The organism is Enterobacter huaxiensis (assembly GCF_003594935.2).
In the GTDB taxonomy this organism is placed as follows: domain Bacteria; phylum Pseudomonadota; class Gammaproteobacteria; order Enterobacterales; family Enterobacteriaceae; genus Enterobacter; species Enterobacter huaxiensis.
Map to the genome: position 1 here is coordinate 2,090,978 of NZ_CP043342.1, position 21,615 is coordinate 2,112,592.

Below are 21,615 nucleotides of genomic sequence, written 5' to 3' on the forward strand. Positions count from 1 at the left end.
TTTATTATTAGAAAGTTAATACTTTGTCAGCGGTAAGAGTCCATTCTGCCAGCTCGACAAGCGTGCCAATTTCCACGCCCTCAATCAGCGGAAGAGCGGTAATGCCGCGCCCGTCCGTGCAGGTTTTACACAGTTTGACCGGGACATCCTGCGCCGTCAGGATCTCGAGCATCTGCTGAATATTGTAGCCCTCGGCCGGTTTCTGCCCCTTCAGTCCCGCCGTGACGGCGTCAGACATCAAAAAGAGGCGCAGTTCGGGCGCACTGTCTCGATCGCGCAGGGCAATGGCCAGCCGCAGGCTGTTAAAAAGTGATTCGCTGCCGTAGGCTGCGCCGTTGGCGATGATGACAATCTTCTGCATGATGACTCCTGTTCTGTTAAAAGGCGCGGATAATGCTTAACTCCCCGAACTGTACCGATCCGGAGGAGATAAAATGACGATAGTGGCAGGCTAATCGCCCGGCGCGCTAGTGCATATGCTCAGTATCGTCCCTCAGCTCAGCGACAGCATTGACGATCCGCAAATCGCGGGCCGTTTTGTTGCACTTTACAGCCTGATGCAGGGCAAAGAGCTGGTGGCGCTCACGCTTACCCGAACTGCATAAGCGTGCCGACCCCGTAGGTCGGGTAAGGCGCAGCCGCCACCCGACAGTAGTTTTCAGGTTATTCCTGAAATTTCCAATCAGACTGCAATTCGCGCGTGATGGCGTTAACATAATAAGAGTTTATTCATTTACACAGGCTTAGATTTACGACCTTGATGGCTGTTTGGTCCCGCATTCGTTCGCTGTTCTTACTCCCCCTTATTTCGGCTGGAGCCGTTTACGGTGCGCCGAATTCCTTTATGCAGCAGGCGCAAAATCCGTTTGATAATAACGGTGATAACCTGCCGGATCTCGGCATGGCGAAACCTACAGCTGAAGGCGAGAAACACCTGGCCGAAATGGCAAAAGCCTTTGGCGAGGCCAGTATGACCGATAACGGCCTGACGACGGGCGAGCAGGCACGTCAGTTCGCGTTTGGTCAGGTCCGTGACGTGGTGAGCGGGGAAGTTAACGATCGCATTGAATCCTGGCTCTCGCCGCTGGGTAAGGCCAGCGTGAATCTGCTGGTGGATGACGAGGGGAGATTCAACGGCAGCAGCGGAAGCTGGTTTATTCCATGGAGTGATAATAATCGCTATCTGAGCTGGAGCCAGCTTGGCCTGACCCAGCAAAAGGACGGACTGGTCAGTAATGCCGGAATAGGGCAGCGCTGGATCGCCGGACGCTGGCTGCTGGGCTACAACACGTTTTACGACAATTTGCTGGATGAAAACCTCCAGCGTGCCGGGCTGGGTGCCGAAGCGTGGGGAGAAAATCTCCGCCTCTCTGCCAACTACTACCAGCCGTTTGCCAGCTGGCGAGACAGCTCGGACGTTCAGGAGCAGCGTATGGCCCGCGGATACGATGTCACCGCCAAAGCCTGGCTGCCCTGGTTCCATCATCTGAATACCAGCGTCAGCTTTGAGCAGTATTTTGGCGACAGCGTCGATCTGTTTAACAGCGGGACCGGGTATCACAACCCGATGGCGGTCAACCTGGGGCTGGATTATACGCCCGTTCCGCTGGTCACGCTTTCTGCCGCGCACAAACAGGGCGAAAGTGGCGTCAGCCAGAATAACCTGGGGCTGAAGCTAAACTATCGCTTCGGCGTTCCGCTGGCGAAACAGCTCTCTGCCAGCGAGGTGGCGGCAACGCGCTCGCTGCGCGGCAGCCGCTATGATTCACCAGAGCGGGATAACCTTCCGGTTATGGAGTTTCGTCAGCGCAAAACGCTATCCGTTTATCTTGCCACGCCGCCGTGGGACCTGAAGGGCGGGGAGACCGTGATGCTGAAGCTGCAAATTCGCAGCACGCACGGCATCCGTCAGATCCACTGGCAGGGCGATACGCAGGCACTGAGCCTGACGTCACCGGCGAAAAGCAACAGCAGCGAGGGCTGGAGCGCGATCATGCCTGCCTGGAATGACGGTGACGGTGCGAAAAACCAGTGGCGCCTGTCGGCAGTGGTGGAAGATGAGAATGGGCAGCGTGTCTCTTCCAATGAGATCACGCTTACCGTGGTGCAGCCGCTCGTTGCATTGCCGAACGACGATCCACGGTGGAAGTTGCTGCCGGAGGAGTAAGTTAAAAAATGCGGTCCTGATGCACCCACACGGCGGCTTCGACGCGGGATTTTAACTTCATTTTCTTCAGCATGTGTTTCACATGCACTTTCACCGTACTTTCAGTGATATCCAGACGGCGGGCGATCATTTTATTGGGCAGGCCCTGGGCAATCAGCTTCAGAATATCGCGCTCACGCGGGGTCAGCTGGCTGACGTCACGGTCTGAGGTTGCGCGGTTTGCGCGCAGGCTGGCGGCCAGTACGGGCGTTAAGGCTTCACTTAGCACCATCTCACCGGCGGCGGCCTGCTGCAGTGCCTTGAGCAGATCCTCTGGCTCCATATCTTTCAGCAGATAGCCGTCCGCGCCGCGTTTCAGCGCCGTGACCACGTCTTCCTCATGATTTGAAACGCTAAACACCACCACGCGCCCGGAAAGGGATTTTTCGCGCAGCTTGTCCAGCGTCTCCAGGCCGTTCATGCCCGGCATATTGAGATCGAGCAGAATTAAATCAGGATCGAGCGATTCGGCAAGTTCAATACCCTGTTCGCCGTTACTGGCTTCACCGACGACGGTGATATCTGGCGCCATGCTGACAAGTTGCTTAACGCCGGTGCGCAGCATCGGATGGTCATCGATCAACAGGATGGATGCCGGTTCCTGATTAGTCATGGTTTTCTCCTTGAGCAGTTGTAAGGGGCTTTTCGGGAATGAAGGTGACGACGACGTCGGTGCCACCTGACTCTCCCTGGCGAACCTGGCAATCACCGCGCAGGCTCTGCGCGCGATCTCGCATGATGATTAAACCATAGTGGTTCGTTCTTTCGGCATTTTCCGGCACGCCGCAGCCGTTATCCTGAACCGTGAGCTTCACCTGATTATCGTGGGCGCTTACGGTCACGGTTACCGCCGTCGCGCCGGAATGCTTGAGCACGTTGCTCAGGGCTTCACGGGCGATTTGCAGTAAATGAATGGCCTGATGGGAGGGAACAAAACGCGGCGGAAGCTGGTAATCAAGCTTCACCGGGAACCCCAGCCGGGCACTGAATTCATGGCAGCTGGACTCCAGGGCTGGGCGCAGGCCCGGCTCGGTCAGCTGCAGGCGGAAGGTGGTCAGCAGCTCGCGAAGCTGGATCCAGGACGTATTGAGTTCGTTGCGGATCTGGCTAAGCAGCTGTTTGCTGTTTTCCGGCATGCCCGCGTCCTGCATCTGCAGGCAGCTCACCTGCATTTTCATACAGGAGAGGGACTGCGCGATAGAGTCGTGAAGTTCGCGGGCGATGGTGGCGCGCTCCTCCATAACGATCAGCTGCTGCTGTTTCTCCTGATGCCGGTCAAGCGCCAGCGTGGCCGTAAGTTGCTCAACCAGCGTATCGACCAGCTGCTGCTGGTCATGGCTGAGATGACGGCCGATAGGCAGCGTCGCCAGCAAAATACCGTACTGGGTATGGCTGTCCGTCAGGCGCCACTTCAGCGTAGTGCCGCCGGTTGTCAGAGGTGGCATTCCGCGCGGGCAGAGGTGACAGCCTTTATCGTCGCAGGACATGTCCGACTGGCAGGTGAACTCCTGGTGATTTTCTTCGTCTTCAACGTCGTAAACGCGCAGCTCCAGATCGTGCAGCAGCGTAAGATTTTGCAGACCGTTCAGCACCGGCGAGAGGCGCTCGCACAGCGGAACCTGCATATGCAGACGTCGGTTAGCCTGCCAGAGGAAAGAGAGGATTTCGTTTTTCTGCTCAAGCCCGGCGGTTTTTTCCTGAACGCGTTGTTCCAGTACCGCATAGCTTTCGGAAAGCTCTTCCGACATGGTGTTGAGCGCCTGGCCCAGCATCGCCATCTCGTTACGCCCGCTGATGTGCGTGCGCTGGGTGAAATCTCTGTCCGTAACGGCCCGCGCCATTGCCAGCAGCTGTTTCCACGGATTCAGCAGCCGCGCGCGCAGCCAGATGATGGTAAAGATCAGCAGCAGGCCCATAAAGAGCGCCATTGCCCGGTGAACCATCACCACGCGATCGATGCGCATTTCGGTCGTTTGGTCGAACGAGGAGACCAGCGCATCAATGCGCGCAACAAAGCCGGCAACGTCATGAGCAACGGTATCAGCGCTTTTCGCCTGTTTTAACCCCGGCTGAAGCTGCGTGTGCCAGTAGCCCTGGAGCGCCTTAAGCTGGGATTCCTGACCGTCGCGGTGAGCCGCTCTTTCCAGCTCCGGGCTGAAGGCGGTACGCTCCATTTCGTCGATCAGCGGCTGGTCGTCCTGCGTCAGCGGCACTGCCGCCAGCAGGCGGTAACTCTGCATACGTAGCGACCCTGCCTCGTTAATGGCATGCGCATTACCCTGTACGCCCTGTACCAGCCAGCCGGAAATAGCCATGCCGGTCACGCCGATAGCGGTGGACAGCAGAACGATAAGCGCGAGCTGGTTAACCAGCGTGAGCGGGGAAAGACATCTTTTTAACATAGGGGGGCCGGGCTCCTGACGTGACCTGTTGCAGGAATGGCGCTATTCTCGTGCATACCCTGGAGTATACCCATACCAATAAAGGATTACCTCTAAATTGCCAGTGGGGTAATGGTTGGGGGGAGGGAGTAGCACGTCACCCTCAGCACTGTGATAAACCACATCTTTTTTGCCGGAAATACCTACTCATTTAGAGTGATGCTTTTATTTTGACCGCAATTCCTCCCACTTTTCCTTTGATTTATATCAACTTACCGCCGCGCTAAAACCCTAATGTTTGCAGCATCTTTCAAGAATCAGAGGTGTCTATGAGTCACTCATCCGCTCCCGAAAAGGAAAGTGGTTCCGTTATTACAGAATGGCGTCCGGAGGATCCGGCATTCTGGCAACAGCGCGGCCATCGCGTTGCCAGCCGTAACCTGTGGATTTCCGTCCCGTGTTTGCTGTTAGCGTTTTGCGTATGGATGTTGTTTAGTGCTGTTGCGGTAAATCTGCCAAAAGTTGGCTTTACCTTTACCACTGATCAGCTGTTTATGCTGACCGCGCTGCCGTCATTGTCGGGAGCGCTTTTGCGCGTGCCTTACGCCTTTATGGTGCCGGTCTTTGGCGGCCGCCGCTGGACGGCGTTCAGCACCGGGATCATGATCGTTCCTTGCGTTTGGTTAGGTTTTGCGGTGCAGGATACCTCTACGCCGTTTAGCGTGTTCGTGATTATCTCTCTGCTGTGCGGTTTTGCGGGTGCAAACTTTGCGTCGAGCATGGCGAACATCAGCTTCTTCTTCCCGAAAGCGAAGCAGGGCGGAGCGCTGGGTATCAACGGCGGCCTGGGCAACATGGGCGTGAGCGTGATGCAGCTGATTGCACCGCTGGCGATCTCTGTATCCATCTTCGCTGCCTTTGGCGGCGGTGGCGTGACGCAGCCGGACGGTTCCTCTCTGTTCCTGCAGAACGCGGCCTGGATTTGGGTTCCGTTCCTGGTGATATTTACGCTGGCGTCCTGGTTCTTTATGAACGACCTGTCTGCGTCTAAAGCCTCCCTGAGCGAGCAGCTTCCGGTCCTTAAACGTGGTCACCTGTGGGTGATGGCGCTGCTCTATCTGGCAACCTTCGGCTCGTTCATCGGCTTCTCGGCAGGCTTTGCCATGCTGTCGAAAACCCAGTTCCCGGAAATTCAGATCCTGCACTTTGCGTTCTTTGGTCCGTTTATCGGCGCGCTGGCGCGTTCTCTGGGCGGGATGATTTCTGACCGTCTGGGCGGAACCCGCGTTACCCTGGTGAACTTCGTGGTGATGGCTATCTTCTGCGCGCTGCTGTTCCTGACGCTGCCGGTCGACGGGCAGGGCGGTAATTTCTTCGCCTTCTTCGGCGTGTTTATGGTGCTGTTCCTGACGGCCGGGCTGGGCAGTGCCTCTACCTTCCAGATGATCTCCGTTATTTTCCGCAAGCTGACCATGGATCGCGTAAAGGCGCAGGGTGGAACGGAAGAGCAGGCTATGCGTGAAGCGGCGACAGATACCGCGGCGGCACTGGGCTTTATCTCCGCTATCGGCGCCATTGGCGGCTTCTTTATCCCAAAAGCGTTCGGGATCTCGCTGGACCTGACCGGCTCCCCGGCAGGGGCAATGAAAGTGTTCCTCGTCTTCTACATCGCCTGCGTAGTGATTACGTGGCTGGTGTATGGCCGTAATACCAAGAAAAATAAGTAAGATTGATTATCCGTTTGCGCGGCCTCAGTGCCGCGCTTTTTTTATGACTTCATTAGTTACAACATACTTATCATGTCTGCGCCATGTCGCAGCGCGTAACACTGTGACCGCCATCGCTTTGCAGCGGTTTCTACCCCTTAATACCTAAGATGTTAAATTTAGCCCTGCTTTTTGTACGATAAATAAAAAATATCCATATAAATCATGAATATAAAAAATTAAAAAATCTACCGCTTTGGTGGTATGCGATGTAATACCTCCCTCATCAGACCCCGCTCGCCTTGATCGTTATCAATTCTCACCATCTTTCATAGCGTTACCTTCGCTGCAAATCAGCAATGTCGATTTAGAGAGCCACAGGCTCCATACAGGAGATACCCGATGAGCAAATTTTTGGACCGGTTTCGCTACTTCAAACAGAAGGGTGAAACTTTTGCCGATGGGCACGGCCAGGTTCTGGAGACCAACCGGGACTGGGAAGACGGTTACCGCCAGCGCTGGCAGCATGACAAAGTCGTCCGTTCTACCCACGGCGTAAACTGCACTGGCTCATGTAGCTGGAAGATTTTCGTTAAAAACGGCCTGGTGACCTGGGAAGTGCAGCAGACGGACTATCCGCGCACGCGCCCGGACCTGCCAAATCATGAGCCTCGCGGCTGCCCGCGCGGCGCAAGCTACTCCTGGTATCTCTACAGCGCTAACCGCCTGAAATACCCGTTGATGCGCAAACGCCTGATGAAAATGTGGCGTGAAGCTAAAGTTCAGCACAGCGATCCGGTAGAGGCATGGGCATCCATTATCGAAGACGCCGACAAAGCGAAAAGCTTCAAGCAGGCGCGCGGTCGCGGTGGCTTTGTCCGCTCCTCCTGGAAAGAAGTCAACGAGCTGATTGCCGCCTCTAACGTCTATACCGTAAAAACCTACGGTCCTGACCGCGTAGCGGGCTTCTCGCCAATCCCGGCGATGTCGATGGTCTCTTATGCCTCCGGCGCGCGCTACCTCTCCCTGATTGGCGGTACCTGCCTGAGCTTCTACGACTGGTACTGTGACCTGCCGCCTGCGTCTCCGCAGACCTGGGGCGAGCAGACCGACGTGCCTGAATCCGCCGACTGGTATAACTCCAGCTACATCCTGGCATGGGGCTCCAACGTTCCGCAGACCCGTACCCCGGACGCCCACTTCTTTACCGAAGTGCGCTACAAGGGCACCAAAACCGTTGCGATTACCCCTGACTACGCCGAAATCGCCAAACTCTGCGACCTGTGGCTGGCACCGAAGCAGGGTACCGATGCGGCAATGGCGCTGGCGATGGGCCACGTAATGCTGCGTGAGTTCCACCTTGATAACCCAAGCCAATACTTCACCGACTACGTGCGTCGCTATACCGACATGCCGATGCTGGTGATGCTGGAAGAGCGCGACGGCTATTATGCCGCAGGCCGTATGCTGCGCGCCGCTGACCTGGTGGATGCGCTCGGTCAGGAAAACAACCCGCAGTGGAAAACCGTTGCCTGTAACAGCAGCGGCGAACTGATCGCGCCAAACGGCTCTATCGGCTTCCGCTGGGGCGAAAAAGGCAAGTGGAACCTGGAACAGCGTGACGGCACGTCCGGTGAAGAGACCGATCTGCGCCTCAGCATGCTGGGCAGCCAGGACGAAATCGCCGACGTCGGTTTCCCGTACTTCGGCGGTGAAGGCACCGAGCACGTCAATAAAGTTGAGCTGCAAAACGTCCTGATGCATAAGCTGCCGGTGAAACGCCTGCAGCTGGCCGACGGCTCTACCGCGCTGGTCACCACCGTGTACGATCTGACCATGGCCAACTACGGCCTGGAGCGCGGTCTGAACGATGAAAACTGCGCAACCGGCTACGACGACGTAAAAGCGTACACCCCGGCATGGGCTGAGCAGATCACCGGCGTCCCGGCGGCGCAGATCACCCGCATCGCGCGTGAATTTGCAGAGAACGCTGATAAAACGCACGGTCGTTCGATGATTATCGTCGGTGCCGGTCTGAACCACTGGTATCACCTCGATATGAACTATCGCGGCCTGATCAACATGCTGATCTTCTGTGGCTGCGTCGGCCAGAGCGGCGGCGGCTGGGCGCACTATGTGGGCCAGGAAAAACTGCGTCCGCAGACCGGCTGGCAGCCGCTGGCGTTTGCCCTCGACTGGCAGCGCCCGGCGCGTCACATGAACAGTACCTCCTACTTCTATAACCACTCCAGCCAGTGGCGCTACGAGACGGTTACCGCGCAGGAATTGCTGTCACCGATGGCGGATAAATCCCGCTACAGCGGACACCTGGTTGACTTCAACGTGCGTGCTGAACGTATGGGCTGGCTGCCGTCCGCACCACAGCTGGGTACCAACCCGCTGCGCATTGCCGAAGAGGCGAAGAAAGCAGGCATGACCCCGGTGGATTACACCGTTAAATCCCTTAAGGAAGGTTCTATCCGCTTCGCGGCTGAACAGCCTGAAAACGGTAAAAACCACCCGCGCAACCTGTTCATCTGGCGTTCAAACCTGCTCGGTTCTTCCGGTAAGGGCCACGAGTTCATGCTGAAGTATCTGCTCGGGACCGACCACGGTATCCAGGGTAAAGATCTTGGCAAGCAGGGCGGCGTGAAGCCTGAAGAAGTGGAATGGAAAGACAACGGCCTGGACGGCAAGCTGGATCTGGTGGTGACGCTGGACTTCCGTCTGTCGAGCACCTGCCTGTATTCCGATATCGTTCTGCCAACGGCGACCTGGTACGAAAAAGACGATATGAATACCTCGGATATGCATCCGTTTATTCATCCGCTCTCTGCTGCCGTTGACCCGGCGTGGGAATCGAAAAGCGACTGGGAAATCTACAAAGGCATCGCCGAGAAATTCTCCGAAGTCTGCGTAGGGCATCTGGGCAAAGAGACCGACGTTGTCACGCTGCCAATCCAGCACGACTCCGCAGCCGAGCTGGCGCAGCCGCTGGACGTGAAGGACTGGAAAAAAGGTGAATGCGACCTGATCCCAGGCGTGACCGCGCCGCACATCATTCCGGTTGAGCGCGACTACCCGGCAACCTACGAACGCTTTACCTCTATCGGCCCGCTGATGGAGAAAATCGGTAACGGCGGTAAAGGGATTGCCTGGAACACCCAGAGCGAAATGGACCTGCTGCGTAAGCTCAATTACACCAAAGCAGACGGCCCGGCCAAAGGCCAGCCGATGCTGAATACCGCCATTGATGCCGCTGAGATGATCCTCACCCTGGCACCGGAAACCAACGGCCAGGTAGCCGTGAAGGCCTGGGCAGCGCTGAGTGAATTCACAGGGCGCGACCACAAGCACCTGGCGCTGAATAAAGAAGACGAGAAGATCCGCTTCCGCGACATTCAGGCCCAGCCGCGCAAAATCATCTCCAGCCCGACCTGGTCAGGGCTTGAAGATGAGCACGTGTCCTATAACGCGGGCTACACCAACGTTCACGAGCTGATCCCGTGGCGCACCCTGACCGGTCGTCAGTCTCTTTATCAGGATCACCAGTGGATGCGTGACTTCGGTGAAAGCCTGCTGGTCTATCGTCCGCCGATCGACACCCGTTCGGTGAAAGCGGTAATGGGCGAGAAGTCCAACGGTAACCCTGAGAAAGCGCTGAACTTCCTGACGCCACACCAGAAGTGGGGTATCCACTCCACCTACAGCGACAACCTGCTGATGCTGACGCTGGGTCGCGGTGGTCCGATTGTGTGGATGAGCGAAGCGGATGCGAAAGATCTGGGCATTGTGGACAACGACTGGATTGAAGTGTTCAACACCAACGGTTCGTTAACCGCGCGTGCGGTAGTGAGCCAGCGCGTGCCGGCGGGGATGACCATGATGTACCACGCGCAGGAACGTATAGTGAACATTCCTGGCTCAGAAATCACCGAGCAGCGCGGCGGTATTCATAACTCTGTCACCCGTATTACGCCGAAGCCGACCCACATGATTGGCGGCTATGCGCAGCTGGCCTACGGCTTTAACTACTACGGCACCGTAGGATCTAACCGCGATGAGTTCGTGGTGGTACGTAAGATGAAGAATATTAACTGGTTAGACGGCGAAGGTAATGACCAGGTACAGGAGAGCGTAAAATGAAAATTCGTTCACAAGTCGGCATGGTGCTGAATCTGGATAAATGCATCGGCTGTCATACCTGCTCAGTCACCTGTAAAAACGTCTGGACCAGCCGCGAAGGTACCGAGTACGCGTGGTTCAACAACGTTGAAACCAAGCCGGGCACCGGCTTCCCGACCAACTGGGAAGATCAGGAGAAATACAAGGGCGGCTGGATCCGCAAAATTAACGGTAAAATTCAGCCGCGCATGGGTAACCGCGCGATGCTGCTGGGTAAAATCTTCGCTAACCCGCACCTGCCGGGCATTGATGATTACTACGAGCCGTTCGATTTTGACTACCAGAACCTGCATAACGCAGCGGAAGGGAAACATCAGCCGATTGCCCGTCCTCGCTCGCTGATCACCGGTCAGCGCATGAACAAGATCGAGAAAGGCCCGAACTGGGAAGACGATCTGGGCGGCGAGTTTGAGAAGCTGTCGAAAGACAAAAACTTCGAGAACATGCAGAAGGCGATGTACGGCCAGTTCGAAAACACCTTCATGATGTACCTGCCGCGCCTGTGCGAGCACTGCCTCAACCCGGCGTGCGTGGCGACCTGCCCGAGCGGCGCCATCTACAAGCGTGAAGAAGACGGCATCGTCCTGATCGACCAGGACAAGTGCCGCGGCTGGCGTATGTGCATCACCGGCTGCCCGTACAAAAAAATCTACTTCAACTGGAAGAGCGGCAAGTCAGAGAAGTGCATCTTCTGCTATCCGCGCATTGAAGCAGGCATGCCGACCGTCTGTTCTGAAAGCTGCGTGGGCCGTATCCGTTACCTCGGCGTGCTGCTGTATGACGCGGACGCGATTGAAAGCGCAGCGAGCACCGAGCACGAGAAAGACCTCTATCAGCGTCAGCTCGACGTGTTCCTCGATCCGAACGATCCGAAAGTGATCGAACAGGCGCTGAAGGACGGCGTGCCGCAGAGCGTGATCGACGCCGCGCAGCAGTCTCCGGTCTACAAAATGGCGATGGACTGGAAGCTGGCTCTGCCGCTGCATCCGGAATACCGCACGCTGCCGATGGTCTGGTATGTGCCGCCTCTGTCACCGATTCAGTCTGCCGCTGACGCGGGTGAACTGGGCAGCAACGGCATTCTGCCGGACGTAGAAAGCCTGCGTATCCCGGTTCAGTATCTGGCGAACCTGCTCACCGCAGGCGACACCCAGCCGGTCCTGCTGGCGCTGAAGCGTATGCTGGCGATGCGCCACTTCAAACGTACCGAAACCGTAGACGGCGTGATCGACACCCGTGCGCTGGAGGAGGTGGGTCTGACCGAAGCGCAGGCGCAGGAGATGTACCGCTACCTGGCGATTGCTAACTACGAAGACCGCTTCGTGGTGCCGAGCAGCCACCGCGAGCAGGCTCGCGAAGCCTTCCCGGAAAAAAGCGGATGTGGCTTTACCTTCGGTGACGGTTGCCACGGTTCAGACACTAAATTCAACCTGTTCAACAGCCGCCGCATCGACGCGATGGATGTGACCAGCAAAACGGAGCCGCACCAATGATTGAACTCGTCATTGTTTCGCGTCTGCTCGAGTACCCGGATGCTGCGCTTGCGCAGCATCAGCAGGAACTCTTTGATGCACTCGCGTCATCTGAAAACCTGGACAAAGAGGATGCCCAGACCCTGGGCGTTTTCCTGCGCGACCTGTTAGCACGCGATCTGCTGGACGCCCAGGCGGACTACAGCCAGCTGTTTGACCGCGGTCGCGCCACCTCGCTGCTGCTGTTTGAACACGTTCACGGTGAGTCCCGCGACCGCGGCCAGGCGATGGTGGACCTGATGTCCCAGTACGAGCAGCACGGCCTGCAGCTCGACAGCCGAGAGCTGCCTGACCACCTGCCGCTGTATCTGGAATATCTTGCGCAGCTGCCTAAAGAAGAGGCGCTTGGCGGTTTGCAGGACATCGCACCGATTCTGGCGTTGCTTAGCGCGCGTCTTCAGCAGCGCGAAAGCCGCTACGCCGTGCTGTTCGACCTGCTGGTGAAGCTGGCAAACGCCTCGGTCGACAGTGAGAAAGTGGCGGAGAAAATAGCGGACGAAGCCCGCGACGATACTCCCCAGGCGCTGGATGCGGTCTGGGAAGAAGAGCAGGTGAAATTCTTTGCTGACAAGAACTGCGGCGAGTCTGAAATCTCTGCTCACCAGCGTCGTTTTGCCGGGGCCGTTGCTCCGCAATATTTGAATATCTCTAACGGAGGACGGCAATAATGCACTTCCTGAATATGTTCTTCTTTGACATCTACCCGTATATCGCGGGCACCGTGTTCCTGGTGGGAAGCTGGCTGCGTTATGACTATGGCCAGTACACCTGGCGCGCCGCCTCCAGCCAGATGCTGGATCGTAAAGGAATGAACCTGGCGTCTAACCTGTTCCACATCGGGATCCTGGGCGTGATTGCAGGCCATGCATTCGGAATGTTGACGCCGCATTGGATGTATGAAGCGTGGTTGCCGCTGGAAGTGAAACAGAAGATGGCAATGTTCGGTGGCGGTGCGGCGGGTCTTATGTGTCTGGTTGGCGGCCTGTTGCTACTCAAACGCCGCCTCTTCAGTCCTCGCATTCGCGCTACGACAACCGCAGCAGATATTCTGGTGATGTCGGTACTGGTTATCCAGTGTGCGCTGGGTCTGCTGACCATCCCATTCTCTGCGCAGCATATGGACGGCAGCGAGATGATGAAGCTGGTCGGCTGGGCGCAGTCCGTCGTGACCTTCCACGGCGGTGCGTCTGAACACCTGGACGGCGTGGCGTTTATTTTCCGCATGCACCTGGTGCTCGGCATGACCCTGTTTGTGCTGTTCCCGTTCTCTCGTCTGGTACACATCTGGAGCGTGCCGGTGGAATACCTGACGCGCAAATACCAGATTGTGCGCGCTCGTCGCTAATTGACCGTTTTGACCTCAACCCCGCACTCGCGGGGTTTTTTTTCGCCCCAGCCCAGATTGTTGCCCGCGGCAGCAAACAAAATTAACGCGCCGCCCGCCAGCTGCGTGAGGTTGAGCGAGTGCCCGAACACCAGGTTATCGACAACAATTGCGACTACCGGATAGATAAACGATAGCGAGCCGGTGATGGGGGTTGGCAGTTTCTGAATGGCGCTATAAAGCAGCTGGTACATGATCCCCGTGTGCACGATACCCAGCGTCAGCAAAATCGGCCATGGGAATTCCGCGCCGAAAGTGGGCAATTGCGCCAGCGGCAGAAGCATCACTACGCCCGTCACCACCTGAATAAAGGCAATATGCTGCGGTGCGATGGATTTTAGTTTGCGTGCAATGATAGCCGTCAGCGCATAGAAGAACGCCGCACCCAACGCCAGCCCGATACCCGCGAGCCATTCGCTGCCATGAGCGTTAGTCAGCTCGCTGGAAAGCAGAATGACGACACCACCGAATGCCAGGAGCAGCCAGCCCCATTTCACCAGGCTGACGCGTTCGCCTAAGACGATCCCCATTATCACCAGCATAAACGGCTGAGTGTTATAAACCACGGTCGAAAGGCCGATCGAAATACGCTCGTAGGCCGCAAACAGCAGCAGCCAGTTCACCACGAGCGCTACGCCACCGAGAATAGCCAGCAGCAGCGTGGTGCGGGTGAGGGGGCTGAACGGTTTTTTGCTTATCCGGATGAAAACAAACAGCGTGATGGCGCCAATCAAGCATCGCCAGAAAACAACCTCTGTTACCGGCAGGCCTGAGAGGAGCACAAAGGCTCCGATTGAGCCGGAAATTAACATCGCCAGGCTCATTTGCCAGACGCCTTTCTGTATATCACGCATCATCCACCTCCTGATTAATGACCCTATTGTCGAAAATCGCTGTCGGGTTTTACAGGGCTGATATAAGGTGAAACAGGTTAATGGCTTTTTAAAATTAGGTGAAAGTGATGGAATGCCTGCTTGATGATATCGATCGGCAAATATTGGCTTGTCTGGTAGAGGATGCGCGAGTGTCGCTGAAGGTGCTGAGTGGTCGTGTGGGGCTGACCTCGCCCAGTACGGCAGAGCGTCTTAAGCGGCTGGAAGAGCGAGGAGTGATTCAGGGATATGGTGCGCGGGTGAATCTGGCGGCGTTGGGATATACGCTGCAGGCGCTGGTGCGCGTGCGGCCTTTGCCTGGGTTACTACATAAGGTGGATAAATATATTCAGGCGATGCCAGAGTGCATTGAGAGTGACAAGGTGACCGGAGAAGATTGCTTTGTGATTCGGCTGGTGGTGCGCTCGATAGAGCAACTGGATGTATTGCTGGACGGCCTGGCAGAGCATGCACAGTGTAATACATCGATCGTGAAGAGTTCGCCGGTGAGGCGTCGTTTGCCGCCGATGTAGCCCTCTGTCGCCGGGTGACGGCTGCGCCTTACCCGGCCTACGAAGGTGGACTCGGTTCGATTTTGTGATGATTTTTGAAAGTGATGGTGGTGGGGGAAGGATTCGAACCTTCGAAGTCGATGACGGCAGATTTACAGTCTGCTCCCTTTGGCCGCTCGGGAACCCCACCAGGGGTATTCATATTTTGAGGTAACGCTGAGAGATGGTGGTGGGGGAAGGATTCGAACCTTCGAAGTCGATGACGGCAGATTTACAGTCTGCTCCCTTTGGCCGCTCGGGAACCCCACCACGGGGTAATGCTTTTTACTGGCCTGCTTCCTGCTGGAAGCGGGGCGCATCATATCAAATGAGACGCCCCTGTAAAGCATTCCTTTAGGTAAATGCAGTTGTTTGCCTGCTTTTTATCCGTAAAGGTGCAAAGCTAATCAATTCATTTTCCGAAGGATTAAAGAATGATCGTTCTGTTACCGTAAACGAAGACGCGCTGGGCCAGCACCTGATACAGCGCACGGCTTAACACATTTTTCTCAACGTCACGTCCGGCGCGCATCATGTCTTCTGCCGTGTAGGTATGATCCACGTGGATCACGTCCTGCATGATGATGGGACCTTCGTCCAGATTATCATTCACGTAGTGCGCCGTTGCGCCGATGATTTTTACGCCGCGCTCGTAGGCCTGGTGGTAAGGACGCGCGCCAATGAATGCCGGCAGGAACGAGTGGTGGATATTGATGATCTTGTTCGGGAAGCGCGACACGAAAGAAGGGGTCAGTACGCGCATATATTTCGCCAGCACCACGTAGTCTGGATTATGCGCTTCAATGGCCTGGGCCATCAGGTCGTCGTGTTCTTCACGCGTGTGGCCTTCGTGGCTCACCAGCTCGAAGGGTATATCAAAACGCTCAACCAGCGTTCTCAGCGTCTCGTGGTTGCCGATGACGGCGGCGATGTCGACATCCAGGCCACCATAGTTCGCTTTCATCAGCAGGTCACCCAGGCAATGCGCCTCTTTGGTCACCAGAATCACGATGCGGCGACGGCCCGCAGGCGTCAGCTCACGGACGGAACCCTCCGGCAGGGCGCTATCCAGGTCCGCAAGCAGGGTCGTGTCGTTGAAAATGCCTTCCAGCTCGGTGCGCATGAAGAAACGACCGGTACGGTGGTCAACGAACTCGTTGTTCTGCACGATATTCAGTTCATGCTTGTAACAAATGTTGGTAATTCGTGCGATCAGCCCTTTTTGATCGGGACAGATGGTGCGCAGCACTTTACGTTGTAGTGATTGCATTGCCGGGAAATCCTGTTTGTATTTGCGAAGTCTGGGTTGTCAGGCACTACTGCCCGCAACACTTTTTAAATTTTTTACCTGAACCACAAGGGCAGGGATCGTTACGACCGAACTGAGGGCGCGTTCCGTCAATATAATACCATCGCCCGCCTTCCTTTAAGAACCGGGAACGTTCGATAATAGCGCCAGGCTTGTTGTGTTCGGTAAACCGGGCGGCGAAACTCACGTAACCTTCGTTGTCATCGCGTCCAGGTGCAGCCTCAAAGACGGTCAGTCCAAGCCAGACGGTGTTGGCGAACCCGGCTTCAATGTCATGCCGGAAATCGACAGCATGGCAGGACGGATGCCAGGTCTTGATTAAATAGTCTGCGTCTTTGATCACAAAAGCAGTATACCGCGAACGCATTAGGTGTGACGGGTCTGGTGCAACCTGCTCGCCAGTAAGATATCGCTGGCAACATAGGCTATACTCCAGAGCGCTACCACAGGGGCAGAGTTGAGACACGATTCTCTTCCTGGAACAAAAAATAAGGGCGTTAAACGCTTAAGGTAGCACCATGTTAACTGAGCAGATGCGTTGACGCTATGTTGGGGATCCAGGGGAAGTAAAACAGGGCTAATGAGAAAAGTAAAAATTGGACTGGCGTTGGGCTCAGGTGCAGCCCGGGGCTGGTCACATATTGGCGTTATCAATGCCTTGAACAAGATGGGTATTGACGTTGATATCGTAGCAGGGTGTTCAATTGGTTCGCTGGTCGGGTCCGCCTATGCCTGCGGTAAGCTTCCGGAGCTCGAAGGCTGGGTTCGCGCCTTTAGCTACTGGGACGTGCTGCGCCTGATGGACCTGTCCTGGCAGCGTGGCGGCTTGCTGCGCGGTGAACGCGTCTTTAACCAGTTCCGTCAGATCATGCCCCTTGATGACTTTAGTCATTGTCAGCTGCCGTTTGGTGCCGTCGCCACGAACCTCAGCACGGGACGAGAGCTTTGGCTTACCGAAGGCGATCTTCATCTTGCCGTGCGTGCATCCTGCAGTATGCCTGGGCTAATGGCGCCCGTGCCGCATAATGGCTACTGGCTGGTCGATGGCGGTGTGGTCAACCCTGTGCCCATCTCCCTGACGCGGGCAATGGGCGCAGATATTGTCATCGCCGTGGATTTGCAGCACGATGCCCACCTTATGCAGCAAGATCTGATGCCTGTGAATCTTCAAAACGAAGATGCTGAAGGTGAAAAGCTCGCCTGGCATGAGCGTTTACGAGGTCGAATTGGGCGCATGGCGGCTCGTCGTGCGGTAGCGGCTCCAACCGCTATGGAAATCATGACGACGTCGATTCAGGTGCTTGAGAACCGCCTTAAGCGAAATCGCATGGCCGGTGATCCTCCCGATATTCTGATTCAACCCTATTGTCCTCAAATCTCAACCCTTGATTTCCATCGGGCTGAGGCCGCCATTGCCGCAGGTGCCTTAGCCGTCGAAAAAAAAATAGATGAACTGTTACCGTTTGTGCGAACAGCACTTTAAGCATCTTATTTGATTACTTCAGCAAAATCTGACAGGCGATAGTACCAATAGCATGCCACTATTGAGTTACTGTCAGCCAGGGGAGGAACCATGACGCAGCCATTGGCCGGAAAACACATTTTGATTGTTGAAGACGAGCCCGTTTTCCGCTCACTGCTGGATTCGTGGTTATCTTCGCTAGGGGCACTGACGTCCCTTGCTGAAGATGGTATCGACGCGCTGGAGAAAATGGTCACGGTCATTCCCGATCTGATGATCTGCGACCTTGAGATGCCGCGCATGAATGGGCTTAAGCTGGTTGAACACCTGCGTAATGAAGGTAACCAGACGCCGATTCTGGTGATCTCGGCGACGGAAAATATGGCCGATATTGCCAAGGCATTGCGTTTGGGGGTGCAGGATATTCTGCTCAAGCCCGTTAAGGATTTAAACCGCCTGCGTGAGACCGTTCTGGCCTGTCTGTATCCCAACATGTTTAATTCCCGGGTTGAGGAAGAAGAACGCCTGTTTCAGGACTGGGACGCCCTCGTCAGTAATCCGCTAGCCGCCGCAAAATTGTTGCAGGAACTCCAGCCTCCTGTGCAGCAAAATATTTCCCATTGTCGGGTAAATTATCGACAGCTGGTGGCCGCCGATCAGCCAGGCCTGGTGCTGGATATTGCGCCCCTATCCGATTCCGACCTGGCGTTTTATTGCCTGGACGTCACCCGGGCAGGGGACAACGGTGTATTAGCGGCGTTGCTACTTCGTGCGCTATTTAATGGTTTATTGCAGGAACAGTTGTCGCATCAGGGACAACGGCTGCCTGAGTTAGGCAGTTTGCTAAAACAAGTTAACCAACTTTTCCGCCAGGCCAATTTACCCGGGCAGTTTCCTCTTCTGGTTGGTTATTATCACAGCGGATTGAAAAACCTCATTCTTGTCTCTGCGGGTTTAAACGCCTCTCTGAATACGGGGGAGCACCAGATTCAGGTGAGCAATGGTGTTCCGCTGGGAACAATGGGAACGGCTTATCTCAATCAAATTAGCCATCGCTGTTCCTCCTGGCAGTGCCAAATTTGGGGGGCAGGCGGGCGGTTACGCTTAATGTTGTCCACGGAATAAGCAGTTGAGATTTATTCCTCAGATTGCTTTACCTGAGGTTTGTTGGCGGTGCTACTATCACGGCCAGATTCATTCGTATTTATCCTAATTGATCGGCAACGCGTTGTTTTCAGACCCGCGCTCATGGGGGAGGCTGATATACTCAACGCGTTATTTAATGCATAAAAGTTCAAAACTTGAACAGCTCAGGAGAATTCAATGGCTGCCCTAAATTCGAAAGTCAGAAAGGCCGTCATCCCGGTAGCGGGATTGGGGACCAGGATGTTACCAGCAACAAAGGCAATCCCTAAAGAGATGCTGCCTTTGGTTGATAAGCCATTAATCCAGTATGTCGTTAATGAATGTATCGCAGCAGGCATTACTGAAATTGTGCTGGTGACGCACTCATCTAAAAACTCTATCGAAAACCACTTCGATACAAGTTTTGAACTTGAAGCAATGCTGGAAAAACGCGTTAAGCGTCAGCTGTTAGCGGAAGTTCAGTCTATTTGTCCTCCACACGTTACGATTATGCAGGTTCGTCAGGGCCTGGCTAAAGGCCTGGGCCATGCGGTGCTGTGTGCGCATCCTGTTGTCGGTAATGAGCCTGTGGCGGTTATTTTGCCAGACGTTATTCTGGATGAATTCGAATCCGATCTTTCTCAGGACAACCTGGCAGAGATGATTAAACGCTTCGACGAAACCGGCAGCAGCCAGATTATGGTTGAGCCTGTAGAAGACGTTACCGCTTATGGCGTCGTGGATTGCAAGGGTGTTGCCCTACAGCCGGGTGAGAGTGTTCCTATGGTCGGTGTTGTTGAAAAACCGAAAGCTGACGTTGCGCCATCCAACCTTGCGGTTGTTGGCCGCTACGTACTGAGCGCCGAAATTTGGCCACTGTTGGCGAAAACGCCTCCGGGAGCCGGGGATGAAATCCAGTTAACCGACGGCATCGATATGCTGATCGAAAAAGAGACCGTAGAAGCCTACCATATGAAAGGTAAGAGCCACGACTGCGGTAATAAACTCGGTTATATGCAGGCGTTTGTTGAATATGGTATTCGCCATAATACCCTGGGCGAAGAATTTAAAGCCTGGCTTAAAGATAGCGTGGGTATTAAGAAATAGTCTGATATTCGGCTGAACAAAACCGGTGTGGCGATGCCCACCGGTTTTTTTTATGCCCATAACGGCTGGCTTGAAGTCTGAGGCACGATTGTAAGGGACGTAAAAGAGTCTGTTATCGCATATGACAGACTGTAAAAGGTTGTACCGCGCAAATTGCGGACATAAAAAATCCCGCATTTAGCGGGATTTTTCAGAATGTATCCAGATTAATCCTTAATCAGGAAGTCATCCAGCTGTTTACCTTCTTCATCCATCGCTTTTTTGATAACAGCAGGAGTACGGCCCTGGCCGGTCCAGGTTTTCTCTTCGCCATTCTCATCGATATAGCTATATTTAGCCGGACGCGCAGCGCGTTTTGCTTTGGTGCCGGTTTTAGCAGCAGCCATGCTGTTCAGCAATTCGTTTGGATCGATACCATCTGCAATCAGCATTTCACGGTATTGCTGCAGTTTACGAGTGCGTTCTTCGATTTCAGCAGCAGCAGCGCTTTCTTCTTCACGACGCTCATTAACTACAACTTCTAATTTTTCCAGCATTTCTTCAAGCGTTTCAAGGGTACATTCTCTTGCCTGCGCACGAAGAGTACGGATGTTGTTCAGAATTTTAAGTGCTTCGCTCATTGTAGTAATCTCAAACTTATAATGGGGGGTGGTTTGTTGTCCTAATAATAGAGCGATAAATTCAGATGTGCAATAGCTGGGAATGTAAGGAATTCAAAAAATACTAAATAATCGCGACTATTATTAATTACGCTAACTTAAATTTCGATGCTTGTCTGGCCAGTAAGATATCACCTCAAACGGCAAAAGCCTGCGCAACGCATGTTTGTTTTTGTGACATTTCCCCCAGGAATTATAGTTGCGCCTGATAAATATCAGCCTTTTGTATTACCCGGTGAGCGGGCGACCAGAGCAAAAATAGTTAATAAATAGTGAATTTTAATGATTGCCGATACCAGTATAAAAAGAAGTGTTAAGTTTGGCTGGCCAGTTTGGTTATTCACCGCGTAGTGAAGGGTTACTCTCTGTTTTAACGGATTATTTTCTCTATCTCCCGATGGCTTATAGCATACCAGGCCGCATAGTCTGTGCGGTGTATCGCTGATGGCAAGACAAAATATGGTACAATGATTCATCGGGAATATTACACATTGATTAGGGTTCTTCGGCCAATGGCACAACTTTATTTCTACTATTCGGCAATGAATGCAGGGAAATCGACGGCGTTACTGCAATCCTCATACAATTATCAGGAACGAGGCATGCGCAGCCTTGTATACACTGCAGAAATCGACGATCGGTTTGGTGCAGGGAAGGTAAGTTCGAGAATAGGGCTCTCGTCGCCAGCGCGGCTGTATAACCCGACAACTGACCTGCTGGAAGATATCCGTGCCGAGCATGCGTTGAAGCCCATCCACTGTGTGTTAGTAGACGAAAGCCAGTTTCTGACGCGTGAACAGGTTCATGCGCTTTCTGAGGTCGTTGACGAGCTTGATATACCCGTTCTTTGCTATGGTCTGCGTACAGACTTCCGTGGCGAGCTATTTCCAGGCAGCCAGTACTTACTCGCGTGGTCAGATAAGCTTGTTGAACTTAAAACCATCTGTTTTTGCGGCCGTAAAGCCAGTATGGTGCTTCGTCTCGATCAGTCGGGTAAACCCTACGCCGATGGCGAGCAGGTGGTGATAGGGGGCAATGAACGCTATGTCTCTGTCTGCCGCAAGCATTATAAAGAGGCACTTGCTGTCGGCTCGCTGACGGCTATTCAGACTGATAACCGGAAGTAATGCTCAAAG

General features: G+C 54.7%; 19 protein-coding genes and 2 tRNA genes. 12 read left to right on the forward strand and 9 right to left on the reverse strand.

What is annotated here, in order from left to right; all coding sequences use genetic code 11:
* Positions 1 to 7: 7 nt before the first annotated feature.
* Complete coding sequence (locus D5067_RS09975; protein ID WP_119937676.1) at positions 8 to 361, reverse strand: DsrE/DsrF/TusD sulfur relay family protein; 354 nt, start codon at positions 359 to 361, stop codon at positions 8 to 10.
* Between the two features lie 115 nt (positions 362 to 476).
* Here D5067_RS09975 and D5067_RS09980 point away from each other — a divergent pair, with 115 nt between their 5' ends.
* Both D5067_RS09980 and D5067_RS09985 read left to right on the forward strand, forming a co-directional pair.
* Entirely contained in the window at positions 477 to 605 is a 129-nt protein-coding gene (locus tag D5067_RS09980; RefSeq protein ID WP_279400998.1) for a hypothetical protein, read from the forward strand.
* A 155-nt stretch (positions 606 to 760) separates the two neighbouring features.
* Positions 761 to 2,167 (forward strand): YchO/YchP family invasin, encoded by a 1,407-nt coding sequence (locus D5067_RS09985; RefSeq protein ID WP_119937677.1) that lies wholly within the window; start codon positions 761 to 763, stop codon positions 2,165 to 2,167.
* Between the two features lies 1 nt (position 2,168).
* Here the strand turns inward: D5067_RS09985 and narL are convergent, their stop codons facing one another.
* Together narL and narX are read right to left on the reverse strand one after the other, a co-directional pair.
* A complete protein-coding gene (narL, locus tag D5067_RS09990) occupies positions 2,169 to 2,819 on the reverse strand; it encodes a two-component system response regulator NarL (RefSeq protein WP_119937678.1) in 651 nt (216 codons plus the stop codon).
* Positions 2,812 to 4,608, reverse strand: coding sequence for a nitrate/nitrite two-component system sensor histidine kinase NarX (gene narX, locus D5067_RS09995; protein ID WP_119937679.1), 1,797 nt, complete (start codon positions 4,606 to 4,608; stop codon positions 2,812 to 2,814). Before narX ends, narL begins: the two co-directional genes overlap by 8 nt.
* Before the next feature lie 308 nt (positions 4,609 to 4,916).
* Between narX and D5067_RS10000 the strand changes: the two genes are divergently transcribed.
* The 5 genes from D5067_RS10000 to narI all read left to right on the forward strand — a co-directional run bounded on the left by D5067_RS10000 (position 4,917) and on the right by narI (position 13,355).
* Complete coding sequence (locus D5067_RS10000; RefSeq protein ID WP_119937680.1) at positions 4,917 to 6,314, forward strand: NarK family nitrate/nitrite MFS transporter; 1,398 nt, start codon at positions 4,917 to 4,919, stop codon at positions 6,312 to 6,314.
* 381 nt (positions 6,315 to 6,695) lie between these two features.
* Entirely contained in the window at positions 6,696 to 10,439 is a 3,744-nt protein-coding gene (locus D5067_RS10005; protein WP_119937681.1) for a nitrate reductase subunit alpha, read from the forward strand.
* Positions 10,436 to 11,971 (forward strand): nitrate reductase subunit beta, encoded by a 1,536-nt coding sequence (narH, locus tag D5067_RS10010; protein ID WP_119937682.1) that lies wholly within the window; start codon positions 10,436 to 10,438, stop codon positions 11,969 to 11,971. The genes D5067_RS10005 and narH overlap by 4 nt, the downstream gene beginning before the upstream one ends.
* Complete coding sequence (narJ, locus tag D5067_RS10015) at positions 11,968 to 12,678, forward strand: nitrate reductase molybdenum cofactor assembly chaperone (protein WP_119937683.1); 711 nt, start codon at positions 11,968 to 11,970, stop codon at positions 12,676 to 12,678. Before narH ends, narJ begins: the two co-directional genes overlap by 4 nt.
* Positions 12,678 to 13,355, forward strand: a complete 678-nt coding sequence (gene narI / locus D5067_RS10020; RefSeq protein WP_119937684.1) for a respiratory nitrate reductase subunit gamma — start codon at positions 12,678 to 12,680, stop codon at positions 13,353 to 13,355. Before narJ ends, narI begins: the two co-directional genes overlap by 1 nt.
* Here the strand turns inward: narI and D5067_RS10025 are convergent.
* Positions 13,352 to 14,248, reverse strand: a complete 897-nt coding sequence (locus D5067_RS10025) for a DMT family transporter (RefSeq protein ID WP_119937685.1) — start codon at positions 14,246 to 14,248, stop codon at positions 13,352 to 13,354. The two genes, narI and D5067_RS10025, sit on opposite strands and share 4 nt — an antisense overlap.
* Before the next feature lie 107 nt (positions 14,249 to 14,355).
* Here D5067_RS10025 and D5067_RS10030 point away from each other — a divergent pair, with 107 nt between their 5' ends.
* On the forward strand, positions 14,356 to 14,799 hold the full coding sequence (locus D5067_RS10030; protein ID WP_119937686.1) for an Lrp/AsnC family transcriptional regulator: 444 nt from the start codon (positions 14,356 to 14,358) through the stop codon (positions 14,797 to 14,799).
* An 84-nt stretch (positions 14,800 to 14,883) separates the two neighbouring features.
* On the opposite strand, the gene D5067_RS10035 is transcribed toward D5067_RS10030, so the two are convergent.
* From D5067_RS10035 to D5067_RS10050, 4 genes are all read right to left on the reverse strand, one after another.
* A tRNA-Tyr gene (locus D5067_RS10035) sits at positions 14,884 to 14,968 on the reverse strand.
* A 34-nt stretch (positions 14,969 to 15,002) separates the two neighbouring features.
* Positions 15,003 to 15,087: transfer RNA gene (locus tag D5067_RS10040), tRNA-Tyr, on the reverse strand.
* Positions 15,088 to 15,244: 157 nt separating this feature from the next.
* Complete coding sequence (gene purU, locus D5067_RS10045; protein ID WP_119937687.1) at positions 15,245 to 16,087, reverse strand: formyltetrahydrofolate deformylase; 843 nt, start codon at positions 16,085 to 16,087, stop codon at positions 15,245 to 15,247.
* A 46-nt stretch (positions 16,088 to 16,133) separates the two neighbouring features.
* The gene (locus D5067_RS10050; RefSeq protein WP_119937688.1) at positions 16,134 to 16,592 is read right to left on the reverse strand and encodes a YchJ family protein; all 459 of its coding nucleotides are present in this window, start codon (positions 16,590 to 16,592) and stop codon (positions 16,134 to 16,136) included.
* A 114-nt stretch (positions 16,593 to 16,706) separates the two neighbouring features.
* Here D5067_RS10050 and rssA point away from each other — a divergent pair, with 114 nt between their 5' ends.
* From rssA to galU, 3 genes are all read left to right on the forward strand, one after another.
* Entirely contained in the window at positions 16,707 to 17,609 is a 903-nt protein-coding gene (gene rssA / locus D5067_RS10055) for a patatin-like phospholipase RssA (protein WP_119937689.1), read from the forward strand.
* Between the two features lie 90 nt (positions 17,610 to 17,699).
* On the forward strand, positions 17,700 to 18,713 hold the full coding sequence (rssB, locus tag D5067_RS10060) for a two-component system response regulator RssB (protein ID WP_119937690.1): 1,014 nt from the start codon (positions 17,700 to 17,702) through the stop codon (positions 18,711 to 18,713).
* 198 nt (positions 18,714 to 18,911) lie between these two features.
* A complete protein-coding gene (galU, locus tag D5067_RS10065) occupies positions 18,912 to 19,820 on the forward strand; it encodes a UTP--glucose-1-phosphate uridylyltransferase GalU (protein ID WP_119937691.1) in 909 nt (302 codons plus the stop codon).
* A 206-nt stretch (positions 19,821 to 20,026) separates the two neighbouring features.
* Here the strand turns inward: galU and hns are convergent, their stop codons facing one another.
* Positions 20,027 to 20,440, reverse strand: coding sequence for a histone-like nucleoid-structuring protein H-NS (hns, locus tag D5067_RS10070; protein WP_119937692.1), 414 nt, complete (start codon positions 20,438 to 20,440; stop codon positions 20,027 to 20,029).
* A 551-nt stretch (positions 20,441 to 20,991) separates the two neighbouring features.
* Here hns and tdk point away from each other — a divergent pair.
* Entirely contained in the window at positions 20,992 to 21,606 is a 615-nt protein-coding gene (gene tdk, locus D5067_RS10075) for a thymidine kinase (protein WP_119937693.1), read from the forward strand.
* Positions 21,607 to 21,615: the final 9 nt, after the last annotated feature.